This is a genomic window from Pseudomonas sp. NFR02 (genome assembly GCF_900119375.1).
Classification (GTDB): domain Bacteria; phylum Pseudomonadota; class Gammaproteobacteria; order Pseudomonadales; family Pseudomonadaceae; genus Aquipseudomonas; species Aquipseudomonas paracarnis.
On record NZ_FPJJ01000004.1, the window covers coordinates 277,004 to 290,368 of the forward strand.

General features: G+C 63.2%; 15 protein-coding genes. 2 read left to right on the plus strand and 13 right to left on the minus strand.

Annotated features, from left to right (window positions below):
• Window positions 1-33: 33 nt before the first annotated feature.
• The 12 genes from BT199_RS14720 to BT199_RS14775 form a co-directional block, all read right to left on the minus strand.
• Complete coding sequence (locus BT199_RS14720; protein ID WP_072434813.1) at window positions 34-2,364, minus strand: MMPL family transporter; 2,331 nt, start codon at window positions 2,362-2,364, stop codon at window positions 34-36.
• Window positions 2,336-3,019 carry an outer membrane lipoprotein carrier protein LolA gene (locus BT199_RS14725; RefSeq protein ID WP_256575967.1) on the minus strand — a complete coding sequence of 228 codons (684 nt, stop codon included), beginning with the start codon at window positions 3,017-3,019 and terminating at the stop codon, window positions 2,336-2,338. Before BT199_RS14725 ends, BT199_RS14720 begins: the two co-directional genes overlap by 29 nt.
• Window positions 3,016-3,441 carry an acyl-CoA thioesterase gene (locus tag BT199_RS14730; RefSeq protein WP_014716597.1) on the minus strand — a complete coding sequence of 142 codons (426 nt, stop codon included), beginning with the start codon at window positions 3,439-3,441 and terminating at the stop codon, window positions 3,016-3,018. The genes BT199_RS14725 and BT199_RS14730 overlap by 4 nt, the downstream gene beginning before the upstream one ends.
• Complete coding sequence (hutH, locus tag BT199_RS14735; protein ID WP_072434815.1) at window positions 3,434-4,975, minus strand: HAL/PAL/TAL family ammonia-lyase; 1,542 nt, start codon at window positions 4,973-4,975, stop codon at window positions 3,434-3,436. The genes BT199_RS14730 and hutH overlap by 8 nt, the downstream gene beginning before the upstream one ends.
• Window positions 4,959-5,894: an LpxL/LpxP family acyltransferase gene (locus tag BT199_RS14740; protein WP_038448578.1), complete on the minus strand. Its 936-nt coding sequence runs from the start codon at window positions 5,892-5,894 to the stop codon at window positions 4,959-4,961. Before BT199_RS14740 ends, hutH begins: the two co-directional genes overlap by 17 nt.
• On the minus strand, window positions 5,891-6,625 hold the full coding sequence (locus BT199_RS14745; protein WP_072434817.1) for a glycosyltransferase family 2 protein: 735 nt from the start codon (window positions 6,623-6,625) through the stop codon (window positions 5,891-5,893). The genes BT199_RS14740 and BT199_RS14745 overlap by 4 nt, the downstream gene beginning before the upstream one ends.
• 149 nt (window positions 6,626-6,774) lie before the next feature.
• A complete protein-coding gene (locus BT199_RS14750; RefSeq protein ID WP_072434819.1) occupies window positions 6,775-8,445 on the minus strand; it encodes an acyl-CoA synthetase family protein in 1,671 nt (556 codons plus the stop codon).
• Window positions 8,442-8,987 (minus strand): COG4648 family protein, encoded by a 546-nt coding sequence (locus BT199_RS14755; RefSeq protein WP_003187947.1) that lies wholly within the window; start codon window positions 8,985-8,987, stop codon window positions 8,442-8,444. Before BT199_RS14755 ends, BT199_RS14750 begins: the two co-directional genes overlap by 4 nt.
• Entirely contained in the window at window positions 8,984-9,238 is a 255-nt protein-coding gene (locus BT199_RS14760; RefSeq protein ID WP_003187949.1) for an acyl carrier protein, read from the minus strand. Before BT199_RS14760 ends, BT199_RS14755 begins: the two co-directional genes overlap by 4 nt.
• Window positions 9,239-9,247: 9 nt before the next feature.
• On the minus strand, window positions 9,248-9,517 hold the full coding sequence (locus BT199_RS14765) for a phosphopantetheine-binding protein (RefSeq protein ID WP_014716603.1): 270 nt from the start codon (window positions 9,515-9,517) through the stop codon (window positions 9,248-9,250).
• Window positions 9,495-10,307 carry a lysophospholipid acyltransferase family protein gene (locus BT199_RS14770; RefSeq protein WP_072434821.1) on the minus strand — a complete coding sequence of 271 codons (813 nt, stop codon included), beginning with the start codon at window positions 10,305-10,307 and terminating at the stop codon, window positions 9,495-9,497. Before BT199_RS14770 ends, BT199_RS14765 begins: the two co-directional genes overlap by 23 nt.
• Window positions 10,283-11,002 carry a beta-ketoacyl synthase chain length factor gene (locus BT199_RS14775; RefSeq protein ID WP_014716605.1) on the minus strand — a complete coding sequence of 240 codons (720 nt, stop codon included), beginning with the start codon at window positions 11,000-11,002 and terminating at the stop codon, window positions 10,283-10,285. The genes BT199_RS14770 and BT199_RS14775 overlap by 25 nt, the downstream gene beginning before the upstream one ends.
• A gap of 316 nt (window positions 11,003-11,318) precedes the next feature.
• Here BT199_RS14775 and BT199_RS14780 point away from each other — a divergent pair, with 316 nt between their 5' ends.
• Window positions 11,319-12,089, plus strand: a complete 771-nt coding sequence (locus BT199_RS14780) for a ParA family protein (RefSeq protein ID WP_020301660.1) — start codon at window positions 11,319-11,321, stop codon at window positions 12,087-12,089.
• Between the two features lie 474 nt (window positions 12,090-12,563).
• Window positions 12,564-12,779: a DUF6124 family protein gene (locus BT199_RS14785; protein WP_047712416.1), complete on the plus strand. Its 216-nt coding sequence runs from the start codon at window positions 12,564-12,566 to the stop codon at window positions 12,777-12,779.
• 130 nt (window positions 12,780-12,909) lie between these two features.
• On the opposite strand, the gene trxC is transcribed toward BT199_RS14785, so the two are convergent.
• Window positions 12,910-13,344: a thioredoxin TrxC gene (gene trxC, locus BT199_RS14790; protein WP_072434823.1), complete on the minus strand. Its 435-nt coding sequence runs from the start codon at window positions 13,342-13,344 to the stop codon at window positions 12,910-12,912.
• Between the last annotated feature and the right edge of the window lie 21 nt (window positions 13,345-13,365).

Consider the following 13,365-nt stretch of genomic DNA (forward strand, 5'->3'; position numbering starts at 1 on the left):
GAGGGCTCCTTGCCGCATAGGCGCTAATCACATTCATAAGGCGTGTTTCTGCCGGCCGGCCCAGGGCGCCAGCATAAAGCTGAACGCCAGGCCCAGGCTGACCGACAAGCCGAAATTACTCACGGCCGGTGTACTGGAGACCGCCAGCAGGCCGAACGACAACCAAGTCGTCAGCGCTGCCAGCAGTGTTCCCAAGAGGCTGACGGCAGGGCCGCCGATCTGCTCGCGCATCAAAATCGCATAGTCGACGCTGATGGCCGTGACCAGCAGCAGGCCAAACAGGCTGAACAAAGTCAGCGGCTGGCCCAGCCAACCGAGGCTGGCCAGGCTGCACAACGCGGCCAGCAGCGGCAGGGCGACGATACGCAAGGCGCCGCCAACGCCGAAGGGCGCAATCAGCAATAGCACGATCAGCACGCAAGACAGCAACTTCAATTCGGCAGCGCTGATCTGCGTGTCGGCAAATACGCGGTTCAAGTCGCCCAGGCGGTCGACCAGTTGCACGCCGGGCAAGTCCAGCGCCTGCACCCGCAGCAGCGCCGGGTTGTTCAAGCCTTGCAGGCTGACCATGGCCGCCACGCCACCGTCCACCGGGCCGAGCCACAGCGTGCGCCACGGCTCGGCCAGCGGGCCTTGCAGTGCGGCGTCGATGTCTGCGGTAGGCAGCGCCTGCAATTGCGCCACTTCGGCTTGCAGGGCACTGAGGGGCACGCCGAGGTCCAGTAGCGGTTGCCAGTGTGGCGCCAGGTTGTTCAGCGCCTCGCGCAACTGTTGTTGTTCTGCGGGGAGGTTGACCAGTTGATTGAGCGCCAGGTAGCCCTGAAGCTTGTCCATCTGCACCAACTGGTCCAAGCGTTTGCCCAGGGCGGCCTGGCGTTCCAGCAACTGCTGCTGATTGTCCGCCCGCACCAGGAAAAACTGGCTGGTGGGCTGGAACCCGGTGATGCGCGCCACGGCCTGGGCTTCCTGCAGCAACTGCGGCGGCGCACCGATCCATTGGCGGATATCGTTTTTAGTGTTCAGTTGCCACAGGCCCGCCGCGCAGAACAGCAGCACCCACACCAGCAGTACCGAACTGGGCATGCGTTTGAGCAAGGCCGTGCGCAGCTGCCATAGGCTTTGGGCGACACGCAGCGGCCATTGCGCCGGGCGCAGTTCCACGCCCTTGAGCAGCGCGGGCAACAGGCACACGGCACACAAATAGGCACCGACCAAACCGGCAGCCGAAAACACCGCAATCTGGGTCAGCGCCGGGAACGGCGTCCAGGCCAGCGCCAGGTAGCCGATAGCGCTGGTGGCCAGGCTCAGGCTCAGCCCTGGCAGGGTCAGGCGCAACGCCGGCCAACTGCGCCACGGCTGCAGGCTCCAGCTTTTGGACAGGTAGTGCAGTGGGTAATCCACCGCCACGCCGATCAGGCTGGAACCCAGCACCAGGGTCATCACATGCATATGCCCAAACAGCGCCACACATGCCACCGCGCCAAACAGCATGCCCACCAGTACCGGCACGAACGCCAGCAGCACCCGCCAGCGTCGGAACGCCAGCAGCAGCAATAACAGGATGCCCAGGGTGGCGCCGCCGCCGACCCAGGTCATTTCCCGCGTGGCCTGCTGCTGCCCGTTGGCCGCATAGAGCAAACCGCTGGCGGCGAGCAGTTGCGCGCCGTGTGCGCTGGCTTGCTCGCGGCTGGCCTTCAGCAAGTCCGCCACTTGCAGCGGCAGCTTCATGTCGAAGGCGTTGCCGGTAGTGCGGGCTCGCAGTAGCACCCAACTCTTGCCGTCGGCATCGGCGATCAAGGCGCCGCTGCCGATGTCCATTTGCACCGCACCGTGTTGCGGCTGGCTGTTCTGGATGCGCCCGGTGAGGCCGAGCCAATCGTCCTGGCTTGGCACCAGGCTGAAACCGGTGAAGGGGTCGAACAGCGATTGCACGCGTTGCTGGATGAACGCCTCAGGCTGCTGGATCAGTTGTTCGCGGTCCTTGGACGAGAGCATCGACAAACGCCCACGCAGCAGTTGTTCGCGCAACGCTGGCAAGTCGGCTTGCAGGTTCCACTGCACCTTTTCAAACAGGCCGCTGGCCTGCCAACGCTCACCCAGTTGCTGCGCCACGGCCACCGCTTGCTGGCGGTCGGCATGCCCCACCAGTACCAGCATTTCGCGGTTGAGCGGCTCTTGCATGCGCTGTTCGGCTTGCAGTTCCAAGGCGTCCGGCGTGCTGCCGGGCACCAGTTCCATCAGGTTGGCCGACAACGGCGCGCCATCACGCCACTGCCAGCCTGCCAGGGCCAGCACGGCCACCAGCAAGGTCAGGAACAGGCGCGGCAGCAGGCGCTCACTGGGCAAAGTCGTGTTGCTCCGCATTGCTCAACGGCTGGTCGGCGGTACTGTCCTGCATGCGCAACAGCGTGCTGTCGCCTTGGGTTTCCAGCAGTTCAATGGTGCGCACCAGTGCGCCGCCGTCGATATTGATCTGGGTGAAGACTTGCTTGAGCAGCAGTGAGCGTGGGGTCAGCGTGAGCTTCCATTGTTGGGCCTCGCCTTGCAGTTGCAGGTCGAAGTCGCGCTGCAGGCCACTGCTGTCGCCCTGCAGTACTGCCAGGAACAAACGATTCTGTTCGGCGCCGGCACTCTTGTTTGGCAGTAGTTGCCAGCCATTGGCGTCACGGCGGGCAATGCCCTGGGCTGTAATGCGGTAGTCCTGTTGCAGCGGGGTTTTCAACAGCCACAGCAGGCCGTGATCCTTGGCGAGCACGAAGGTGCCTTTGCTCACCAGTGGCTGGGGCAGGGCACGCAGGTGTTTTTCCTGGATGAAGTTGCCGTGGATCACGGAGGGTTTGGCAAGCTGATCGCTCAACTGCTGGAGGTCGAAGGCGTGGGCGCTGAAGCTCAGCAACAACGCGATCAATGTGGGAGCGGGCTTGCCCGCGAAGAACCTGAGGGCGCTGCGCAGCGTCAGGCGACCTGCTTTATCGTTAACGTCCATCGCGGGCAAGCCCGCTCCCACAGGGGATCTCATTTCAAGGCTCTCTCTACGGCATCGGTGAAGACTTTGGGCGAGGCCAGTTGCATCTCGCGGCTGGCGATTTCCACCGCTACTTGCACGGTGCTGGCGCGGGTCAAGCGCTCGCCGCTGGCCAGGTCGGTAATCAGGTAGTTCACCTTCAACCGGTTCTCCCATTCCACCAGGCTGGCGCGCACATTGATGGTCTGGCCGAAGGTCGCGCCGCGTACATAGCGTAGCTGCATGTCGATCACTGGCCAGGCGTAGCCGGCTTCGAGCATCGCCGCGTAGTTATGGCCGATCTTGTCCAGCAACGCACAGCGCGCCACTTCAAGGTACTTCACGTAGTGCCCGTGCCACACCACGTTCATGGTGTCGATGTCGAAAAACGGCACGAGGATTTCAGTGTCGCTGTGCAACACGCCGGGGCTACGCATGCAGCCTCCAGTGTTGCGCGGCGATGCGTTGCAGGCACAGGCGCAGTTCGCCTTCCAGGGCGCGGTCTTCGATGACCGGCGCAAAATCCTGGGCCAGTTCCGCGTGCATCGCGGCCAGTGCCGGTGGCAGTGGGCGGGCACCCTCGGCCTGGGCGCGCAGCCACACGCCCTGGTTGGCGGCGAGCAGGGTCGCGGCGGCCACCTGTTCGGTCAACTCCAGCACGCGGATCGCATCGCGGGCTGCGATGGTGCCCATGCTCACCTTGTCCTGGTTGTGGCACTCGGTAGAGCGTGAGAACACGCTGGCCGGCATGGTGTTTTTCAGCGCTTCGGCGGTCCAGGCGCTGGTGCCGATCTGCACGGCCTTGAAGCCATGGTTGATCATTGCACGATCAGCCGGGGCGCCCGACAGGTTGCTCGGCAGGCCATGGTTGTAGCGCACATCCACCAACAGTGCGAGCTGGCGGTCGAGCAGGTCGGCAACGTTGGCGACCAAGGTCTTGAGGCTGTCCATGGCGAAGGCGATATGCCCACCGTAGAAGTGCCCGCCATGCAGCACGCGTTCTTCTTCGGCATCGATGATCGGGTTGTCGTTGGCGCTGTTCAGTTCGATCTCGATGAACGCGCGCAGCCAGTTCAGGCTGTCCGCCAATACGCCGAGCACGTGGGGCGCGCAGCGCAACGAATAACGGTCTTGCAGGCGATGCAGGGGGGCGGTGGGCGCGTCGATGGCCAGGTCCTTGCGCAGCCACGCGGCCACTTGCATCTGCCCAGGGTGTGGCTTGGCGGCGAACAGGCGCTCGTCGAAGTGTTCCGGGTTGCCTTGCAGGGCCACCACATTGAGCGCGGTGATGCGCGTGGCCAGTTGCAACAGATAGTCGGCGCGGGCAAAGGCCAGGCAGGCCAGGCCGGTCATCACCGCGGTGCCGTTCATCAGTGCCAGGGCTTCCTTGGGGCGCAGGACCAACGGCTCCCAGCCCAGCTCACGGTGCACGTCGGCCGCCAGACGGCGTTCGCCACGGAATAGCACCTCGCGCTCGCCGGACAAGGTCGCGGCCACGTAGGACAGCGGCGTCAGATCACCACTGGCACCCACCGAGCCTTCTTCCGGGATCAGTGGCAGCACATCGTGTTCGAGGAAGGCGTGCAAGCGCTCCAGCAGCTCCACGCGTACGCCCGATACGCCATGGCACAGCGACTGCAAACGCGCCGCCAGCACGGCACGGGTGGCTTGGGCGTCGAGCAACTTGCCCAGGCCGCAACCGTGAAAGGTGTACAGATGACGCGGCAAGGCTTCGACGTGCTCCAGCGGCACCGCCACTACGCAGGAGTCGCCGTAGCCGGTGGTCACGCCGTAGATCACGCCTTCCTTGTCCAGCAGCGAGTCGAGGAACTGCGCGCCCTTGGCGATGCGTTGGCGGTACGCGGCATCGTCCTGCAGGCGAGTGGGTACCTGGCGGTTGGCCAGGGCCAGCACGTCTTCGATGCGCAGGGGGCGTTCACCAAAGGTGATGGGCTCAAGAGGCGTCGTCATCGGTCTTCCAGAAAGGGTAAAAGTTGAACCATTGTTGGGGCGCTTGCAGGCAGAACTGGCCCAAGCGTGCGGCGTAGCGGGCGGTCCACAGGGCGATGACCTGCTCGCGGGTACTGCGCTTCCACTCGATCAAATCGGCAAAGGGCTCGATAGTCAGGCGATAGCGGCCCTGGTGCTTAAGACACATCAGCAGATTGACCGGGCATTTGAGCAAGCCCGCCAGCAGCCATGGGCCTTGGGGAAATGCCGCCGTATGGCCGAGGAAGTCCACGCGCACCGTACGCCCGCCGTGCAGCGGGATGCGGTCGCCGGCAATCGCCAGCCACTCGCCATCGTCCAGGCGCTGGCTGAGCAGCAGCATGGTGGCCGGGTCCAGTTCGCTCACCTGAATCAGGCGCAAATGGGTCGCGCCGGCCTCGCCCAGCAGGCGGTTGAAACGCTCGGCGTGCTTGGTGTGCACCAGCACGTTCATGGTGACCTGTTCACCCATTTCCGCCAGGGCGCGGCACACTTCCAGGTTACCCAGGTGCGCACCCACCAGCATCTGCCCGCGCTCGCCACGCAGTTGGCTGCGCAACTGCGCCGGGTCGTTGATCTCGATTTGCTCCAGGCGCAGCTTGCCGTTCCACACGTCCAGCTTGTCCAGCAGCGAATCGGCGAAGGCCATGAACTGGGCAAAGACGGTGCGGTGGCTCGGCAGCAAGTCATCGCGCCCGCTCCATTGCGCCAGCCGCTGCTGGTATTGCCACGCGCTGTGGCGTGCGGTGCGGCCGAACAGGAAGAAGTAAAAGACGATGCTGTAGAGCAACGGGCTCAATAGGCGACGGCCGAGGACTTTGACCGCGACCGCGGTGAATTTCATCAGCCAGAAGCTGCCGCGTTCCTCGCGGTCGGCCCAATGTTTGGTGCTGTCGTTCATGCTTGCCACCGTCGCCACAGGATCATCGGCGCGCGCACGAGCATGCCGAAGAACAACCGCGTGTGCATGGCGCTGATGCGCAGGTTGTCACGCAACAAGCGAAAGTGCGACAGGCCGTCGGCGGGGTAGTGCACCTGGGTGGGCAGCCAGCGCATAGGCTGGTTGCGCCAGGCCAGGCGTACCAGGATGTCCGAGTCGAAATCCATGTGCGTGCCGATGTAGGCCGAGTCCATCAGCGCCAGGGTCGGCGCCAGCGGGTACACGCGAAAGCCGCACATCGAGTCGCGAATCTCAAGCGACAGGGTGTTGATCCACACCCAACCGTGGGTCAGGTAACGTGCGTACAGGCGACCCTTGGGCACGCTGTCGTCGTATTCGGGGTAGCCGCAGATGACGGCGTCGGGGTGCTGGCGTGAGGTGTGGATAAAGGTCTCGACTTCGCGCAGGTCGTGCTGACCATCGGCGTCCACTTGCAGGGCGTGGGTGTAGCCCAGGCGCGCTGCCTCGCGAAAACCGGCCATCACGGCGCCGCCCTTGCCCTGGTTGCTGGGCAGGGTCAGCAGGGTGACGTTGTCCAGCGTCGCCAGGTGCGCCAGCACGGCTGCGCAGGCGGCGCTGCTGCCATCGTCCACCAAGAGGCAGGGCAGGCCGCTTTTCAGCACACTGTGGACCACGGCCGGCACGGCGGCTTCGTGGTTGTACACCGGGATTAAAGCGCAGGGGTTATGCATGATGGGGGGCAACCGATACACCGCGCCGCCTGCATCGCAGGCAAGCCAGCTCCCACATTGGATTTGCTGTGCACACAAGATTGTTGGCCGACACTGATCCAGTGTGGGAGCGGGCTTGCCCGCGATTGAGCACGAAGTGCTCACCCGGCTTATGCATGCGCGGCCTCCAGCACGATCCGCCCGCTTGAGCACGCCGCAACCCCATTGCGATAGGCGAAGTACAGTTTGCTACGCTCCCGATCAAAGCGCAGGTGCAGTTCGATGTGATCGCCCGGGCGCACCAGTTGCTGGAACTTGAGCACTTCCATGCCGGCGAACCGGGCTGGCAGGTCGAGCAATTGCTGGCCCAGGTTGAACGCCCATTCCACCTGCACCACCCCCGGCAATACTGGGGTGACCGGGAAGTGCCCGCTGAAATAGGCCAGGTCCGGTGGGATGCTCAGTTGCAAGGTCCATTCACCTTCGGTTTCGACTTGCGCCAACACCTCGGGCCCCTTGGGGCGAGGCGCCAGCAACAAGGCTTCGACACCGGCCTGAGGCAGCTTGCCCTGGCTGTTCAGCGGCAGTTGGCGCAGCAAGCGCCAGCGGCGCGGCAAGGCCAGGGCCTCGCAATGTTGGCTCAAGTGCTGGCGCAAGGTTTGGGTGAGCGTGCGGCGGCCCTGGTTGCGCAGGGCATGCAAGCCATCGCTGCTGAGCACCACCAGCGCGCCGAGGGAGGCGCGGTTTTCCTGCACCACGCCCAAGCGGGTTTCGGCGACCCACGGGTGGGTCATCAACGCCTGTTCGAGCATCGGCAGGGAGATGCGTTTCTCTTCCAGCTTGACGATACGGTCCAGGCGGCCCAGCAACTCAAAACGGCCATCGGCATGGATGCGTGCAGCGTCGGCAGTCTGTTCGATGTGCCCTTCGGGCAGGTATTTTGATGCGATACGCAGAGCGCCGTCGGCATCCTGGCTCAGTTGCACATCGGCAAACGGCTGCCAGGGTTGCGCGCCCTGGCGCCAGGCGATGCCGCCGGTTTCCGAGCTGCCGAGGATTTCTATGGGCCATTGCTGTAAACGGTCGTAGAGGCTGCCGGCAGCTTCAACCGGCAACGCACCGCCGGAGGAAAATACTCGCGCAACCTGGCTCAGTGCCGGCCAGTCGAGGTTGTCGCCCATGCGCTTGAGCAGCGCCGGGCTGGCCACCCAGGCAAATTGCCGGTGCTCACGGCTGGCGCGCTGCATGTCTTCGGGGAACGCCAGTTGCTTGCGCACAAAGGTGCGGCCAGCACACAGCGGCCACAACACGCGAAACAGCAAGCCGTAGATATGCTGGGTGGCGACACTGCCGATGATGCAGGCGCCCTTGAGGTCTTTGCCCCACAGGGCCTCCAGCGCCTCTACTTCATTGGCCAACTGGCGCAGGGACTTGTCGATGCGCTTGGGCTCGCCGCTGGAGCCGGAGGTGCACAGGCTCAGTTGGCAAGTGTCCAGGTCGAGGGCGGCGGCGCTCAAGGGCACTTGATACAGCGCGTCCAGGTCGCTGGCTTCGACCAGCCAGGCATCCACGGCGTCGGTCCAGCGTTGGCGCGTCTGGGGTTGCAGGTCGGCGGGCAGCAGCACGCTCGCACCGGCGCGCCAGGCGCCCAGCAGCGCAATCGCCAGCAGCCCGGCGTCTTCCAGGTGCACGGCCAGGCGCCGGATACCCCGGGCTTGCAGGCCCGCCGCCAGGCTCAGCGACTGCTCCCACAGTTGCGCGTGGTTCATCTCGGGCTCAGTGGTTACCCAACGATTTTGCAGCGGCTCAAGCAGCAAGTGCTCAAGTTTCAACCCATTCATACGCGGCCTCGAACCCTTTGTCGTACCAGCCATTCCACGGCAAACAACAGCCCCATCAGCCCGTAGGCGATCAGGCCGTTGTACAACGTCCACCAGCTCAGCGGTGCCCACAGGGTGAGCGCGGCGGCGAGCAGGCCATTACAGAGAAAAAACACACTCCACACCAGGGTGACCCGGCGGGTATACACCACCGCGTGGGGCGGCAGGTGCGGGTCGGTCATGCGCGCCAGGCGCTCGACCATCGGCGGGCCGTATTTCAGGCTCAGGCCGAACAGCGCCAGCATGAATCCGCTGACCAGGCTCGGGTACCAGCGCAGCCACTGCGGGTTATCGAACCAGGCCAGCGCCAGGCAAAACACGATCACCACCACCGCCATCCAACGGCTGCCCGGGCGCTGCGCAGCGGTGAGCGCGCGCAACAGCCACAAGCTGCCCAGCAGCAAGCCGAACTGCCAGGGTGCAAAGTGCTCGGTGCCGTAATACACGGCGAAGGGGTACAGCAGCCCCGCCAATAACAGGCCAAGGCCGATCAGCCGGCTCATGCGGCGGGCTGGACCAGACGGTACACCGCCTCTACCACGTCGTTCACCGTGCGTACCGCCTTGAACTCTTCGGCGGCGATTTTCTTGCCGGTCTGGCGCTTGATGTGGTCGATCAGGTCCACGGCGTCGATGCTGTCGATTTCCAGGTCTTGGTACAGGTTGGCGTCGAGGGTGACGCGTTCCGGGGGCAGTTCAAACAGTTCCACCAAGGCGTCGCGCAGGGTGTTGAAGATATCGTCACGAGTTTGCATGGTACGGTCTCAAGCTGCCTGTCGGGCCGTGACGAATGCCGCAAGGCTGGCCACGTTGGTGAAGTGATTGCGGGTGTCCTTGGCGTCGGCATCGATTTTGATGCCGTATTTTTTCTGAATCGCCAGGCCCAATTCCAGGGCGTCGACCGAATCCAGGCCCAGGCCTTCGCCAAACAGCGTCTGCTCGCTGCCAATGTCGTCGACGCTGATGTCTTCCAGGCCCAGGGCCTCGATGATCAGCGTCTTTATGTCGTGCTCAAGGCGGTGTTGGTCGCTCATCTTCGGCGAGCTCCTTAATGAAATAGTGATGCAGGTGATCGTTGAGCTTGCGTGAAGCCTGGGGCGCGGCGCCGAGCGCGGCGAACGCCTGTGGTTCTATATCGGCCCCCACGCGCAAACTGAAGTGAAATCGACGGTGGGGAATGCGATACCAGGGTTCGGCCTTGGTCAGCGTGGTGGGGCTGACCTTGATCACCACTGGCGTGATGATTGTCGCACCACGCAGCGCAATGGCCGCACCGCCGCGATGAAAGGCCGGCGCCGCGCCCGGCGTGGTGCGGGTGCCTTCGGGAAAGATGATCAGCGTCTGGCCGGCGCGTAGGGCGTCGGCTGCTGCATCGAGCATGTCGGCACTGCCGTCATTGCTGATATAGCCGGCATCGCGCACCGGGCTGCGGGTGAACGGGTTCTGGAACAGGCTCTGCTTGACCACGCAGTTGGTCTGGCGCATCAGGCCGATCAGGAACACCACGTCGATCAGCGACGGGTGGTTGGCGACGATCATCTGGCCAGGGCGGCCAAGCTTTTCGGCACCCTCGACGCGGTACGTGAGAATGCCCAGGCCCTTCATCAGGCGAATAAAAAACCAGAACAGGCAACTGATGGTGTGGCGTGCGCGCCGTTGATGCTGGCTGGTGTCGCCCGGCAGGCAACTGAGCAACGGAAATACCAGCAAACGCAGGCACAGCCCGCCGATGCCAAACAGGCAAAAGCTGAGGGCCGTGGCGAACAGGCGCCAATAATAGGCCTGCCGTGGCTTGTGGGTCAGGGCTTGCGTTGCCAGTTCCATACTCGGTTCTTCCAGGCATGTTGGCAGGCGCCCTGTTCGGTCAGCAGGGTGCGCAGCAGGTTCAGGGCGTGGGGCCACTGGGTTTGAGTGAGTTGGACAGTGCCGGTGGTGAGTTCCAGTTGCCACTCGTCGCCCGGCGTGAGCAACAGGCCGAGGGCGTAGGGGAAGGGCACATCCCTAATCCAGCTGGCGTAGGCGTGGGGCGGTTGTTCTTCGGTGATCACCAGCAATACGGCGGCGGCGCCTTCGTTGAGCAACGCGGCGGCTTCGAGCAGGCCGTGTTCGAGGCCATCGCCGGCGGCGGCGAGGGCGGTCATCTCGCTGGTTTCATTGCGCAGGATCGACCACAGGCCAATCACCGCGTTATGCACCGACAGGCTGAACTGAGTGGGCGACAGCGGCTGCTCGTTGGCCAGGTCGCTGAGGATGTCCAGGGTGCGCGGGGTTTCGCCGTGGCGGGAAATAAACACCAGTGGCAGGTCTTCAAGGCCCTCGGCCAGCGGCCAGCCGACGCTGAACGCCATGCGCGCCAGCCGGCTCAGACGGCGGCGCTGCATGGCTGGCAAAAATGACACATCGGGGGACGCTTCGCTGACAGGCGGCAACACCGGGTCCCGGCACCAGGCGTACCAGTCGTCCGCACTCGCAAGGCCAGGAGCCCAGGCGCGCCATTGGGCGATGTTGAAGTTGATCACTGAGAAGTTATCCCGCCCCTGCGGGCTTCCATGTGCGGCCAATGGCCCCGGATTCCGGGACAGGGAGCAATGGCCGTATGGCGCGCATTATCCCGGTGCTGTGGGGTTCTAGCAAATAGTGGTGAAAGTTTGTTCACTAATGATCACAAATAAGTTGGAAGAATTTGCAGATTATCGGCGATCAAAGGCCGGACTCGATCGTTACGCGGTTTCCATTCATTTGTGAGCCAGACAGCGCGCAAGGATGAACGAGGTAGCTAACCGGCGCTTTTGCGCTCTACACTCGGGGGATTCATTGATACACGGAGGTTTTTCCATGCGGCGCGTGGTGTTCAATCAAAAAGGCGGTGTGGGCAAGTCCAGCATCGCCTGCAACCTGGCGGCGGTCAGCGCCAGCGAAGGTTATCGAACCCTGTTGGTGGACCTCGATGCACAGGCCAACTCAACCCAGTACCTCACTGGGCTGACGGGTGACGACATCCCCATGGGGATCGCGGATTTTTTCAAGCAGACGTTGTCTTCCGGGCCGTTTTCGAAGAAGAACAAGGTAGATATCTACGAAACGCCGTTCGACAACCTGCACGTGATCACCGCCACCGCCGAGCTGGCAGACTTGCAGCCCAAGCTCGAAGCCAAGCACAAAATCAACAAGCTGCGAAAGCTGCTGGATGAGCTGAGCGAGGATTACGACCGGATTTACCTGGATACGCCTCCGGCCTTGAACTTCTATGCGGTTTCGGCGCTGATTGCCGCTGATCGCGTGCTGATCCCCTTCGATTGCGACAGCTTCTCGCGCCAGGCGTTGTATGGCCTGCTAGCAGAGATCGAAGAATTGAAGGACGACCATAACGAAGGCCTGGAAGTGGAGGGCATCGTGGTCAACCAATTCCAGGCACGGGCGAGCTTGCCGCAGCAGATTCTCGATGAGTTGATTGCCGAAGGGCTGCCGGTACTGCCGGTGTACCTGGCCAGCTCCGTGCGTATGCGCGAGTCGCACCAGGAGAGCAAGCCGCTGATTCATCTGGACCCACGGCATAAGCTGACGCAGCAGTTTGTGGAGCTGCATAACTTGCTGGAAAACGCCTGACTCCACAGGCAACACCGAACACTGTGGGGGCCGGGCTTGCCCGCGATGAGGGCGGCACATTGAGTCAATGTGTCGCTTGGAACACCGTTATCGCAGGCAAGCCAGCTCCCACAGTTTGGATTGCATGCCGGCAGGTGAGTTGGATTTGTCCCACAAAGTATGTAGGAAGGGTCTGGCAATGGGGCTTGTGCCTTGTAACCTTGCCTACAGCTACGCCAGAATCCGCCGGCTTGTGCGTCTGGATGGGCGTCTCTAAGGTTTGCCGGTCGCTGAATGTTCAGTGATCGGGTTTAGTAGCCCGTGGTGAGATGTACGGCATATCGTCGATCAGGATCTTCCTGAATTCTATGGTGGCTGTACGGAGGGCGTTTTCGAGCGCGCCGGTTGCGTCTCCCCGGTCTACTAACCTGCGTACAGCTGCCACCCTCCGTTTAGTAGCGGGCTGGTTGCGGCTTCCCAACCCGGAGACGATCCATGGCTAACCTCTATACCGTGTCACCCAACCTCCCCACCGAAACCCTCGTACTCAACAGCTACGAAACCTTCTCCTCGGTGCGCACCTTGCTGCTCAACCTGTCCAACGACCTCACCGGCGAACACCGCGACGTAGCGCTGGCCATCCACCAGTTAAGCGAACTGGGCGTCATGCTGGTCAGCCAGATGATGGACCGCGAAGCCCCGCTGACCTAACGCATGAAATGCATCTAATGTGGGAGCTGGCCTTGCCTGCGATGGCATCACCTCGGTATACCAGGCAGACCGAGTCGCCTGCATCGCAGGCAAGCCAGCTCCCACATTGACCGAGTTGATGGGGGGATGTTTACACCCCCTGGCTACGCAACCAACTCATCAACTGCGGCAACGGAAACGCCCCACTCTGGCGCGCCACTTCGCGGCCGTTCTTGAACAGAATCAAACTGGGAATCGAGCGAATCCCCAGCTGAGCCGACAGCTGCTGGTTAGCCTCACTGTCCAGCTTCGCCAGCCGGCACTTGCCTTCCAACTGCCCGGCGGCCTGTTCGAATACCGGCGCAAACGACTTGCACGGCCCGCACCAGTCGGCCCACACATCGACCAGGAGCGGCAGGTCGCCCTTGATCTGGCTGGCATAGTCACCCTGTTTCAAATCAAAGGGTTTGTTCAGCAACACCGACTGCTTGCAACGCCCGCACTTGGGCGCATCAGCCAGGCGTTCGCCGGGGATGCGGTTGAGGCCGTTGCAATGAGGGCAGGGGATGACAAGAGGTTCGGACATCGGAGGCTCCTGGGGTTTGGC

Excerpts from the sequence above, each read along its gene's own strand:
- BT199_RS14720 (WP_072434813.1), bottom strand. The coding sequence starts at position 2,364 with ATGCGGAGCAACACGACTTTGCCCAGTGAGCGCCTGCTGCCGCGCCTG.
- BT199_RS14725 (WP_256575967.1), bottom strand. The coding sequence starts at position 3,019 with ATGAGATCCCCTGTGGGAGCGGGCTTGCCCGCGATGGACGTTAACGAT.
- BT199_RS14730 (WP_014716597.1), bottom strand. The coding sequence starts at position 3,441 with ATGCGTAGCCCCGGCGTGTTGCACAGCGACACTGAAATCCTCGTGCCG.
- hutH (WP_072434815.1), bottom strand. The coding sequence starts at position 4,975 with ATGACGACGCCTCTTGAGCCCATCACCTTTGGTGAACGCCCCCTGCGC.
- BT199_RS14740 (WP_038448578.1), bottom strand. The coding sequence starts at position 5,894 with ATGAACGACAGCACCAAACATTGGGCCGACCGCGAGGAACGCGGCAGC.
- BT199_RS14745 (WP_072434817.1), bottom strand. The coding sequence starts at position 6,625 with ATGCATAACCCCTGCGCTTTAATCCCGGTGTACAACCACGAAGCCGCC.
- BT199_RS14750 (WP_072434819.1), bottom strand. The coding sequence starts at position 8,445 with ATGAATGGGTTGAAACTTGAGCACTTGCTGCTTGAGCCGCTGCAAAAT.
- BT199_RS14755 (WP_003187947.1), bottom strand. The coding sequence starts at position 8,987 with ATGAGCCGGCTGATCGGCCTTGGCCTGTTATTGGCGGGGCTGCTGTAC.
- BT199_RS14760 (WP_003187949.1), bottom strand. The coding sequence starts at position 9,238 with ATGCAAACTCGTGACGATATCTTCAACACCCTGCGCGACGCCTTGGTG.
- BT199_RS14765 (WP_014716603.1), bottom strand. The coding sequence starts at position 9,517 with ATGAGCGACCAACACCGCCTTGAGCACGACATAAAGACGCTGATCATC.
- BT199_RS14770 (WP_072434821.1), bottom strand. The coding sequence starts at position 10,307 with ATGGAACTGGCAACGCAAGCCCTGACCCACAAGCCACGGCAGGCCTAT.
- BT199_RS14780 (WP_020301660.1), top strand. The coding sequence starts at position 11,319 with ATGCGGCGCGTGGTGTTCAATCAAAAAGGCGGTGTGGGCAAGTCCAGC.
- BT199_RS14785 (WP_047712416.1), top strand. The coding sequence starts at position 12,564 with ATGGCTAACCTCTATACCGTGTCACCCAACCTCCCCACCGAAACCCTC.
- trxC (WP_072434823.1), bottom strand. The coding sequence starts at position 13,344 with ATGTCCGAACCTCTTGTCATCCCCTGCCCTCATTGCAACGGCCTCAAC.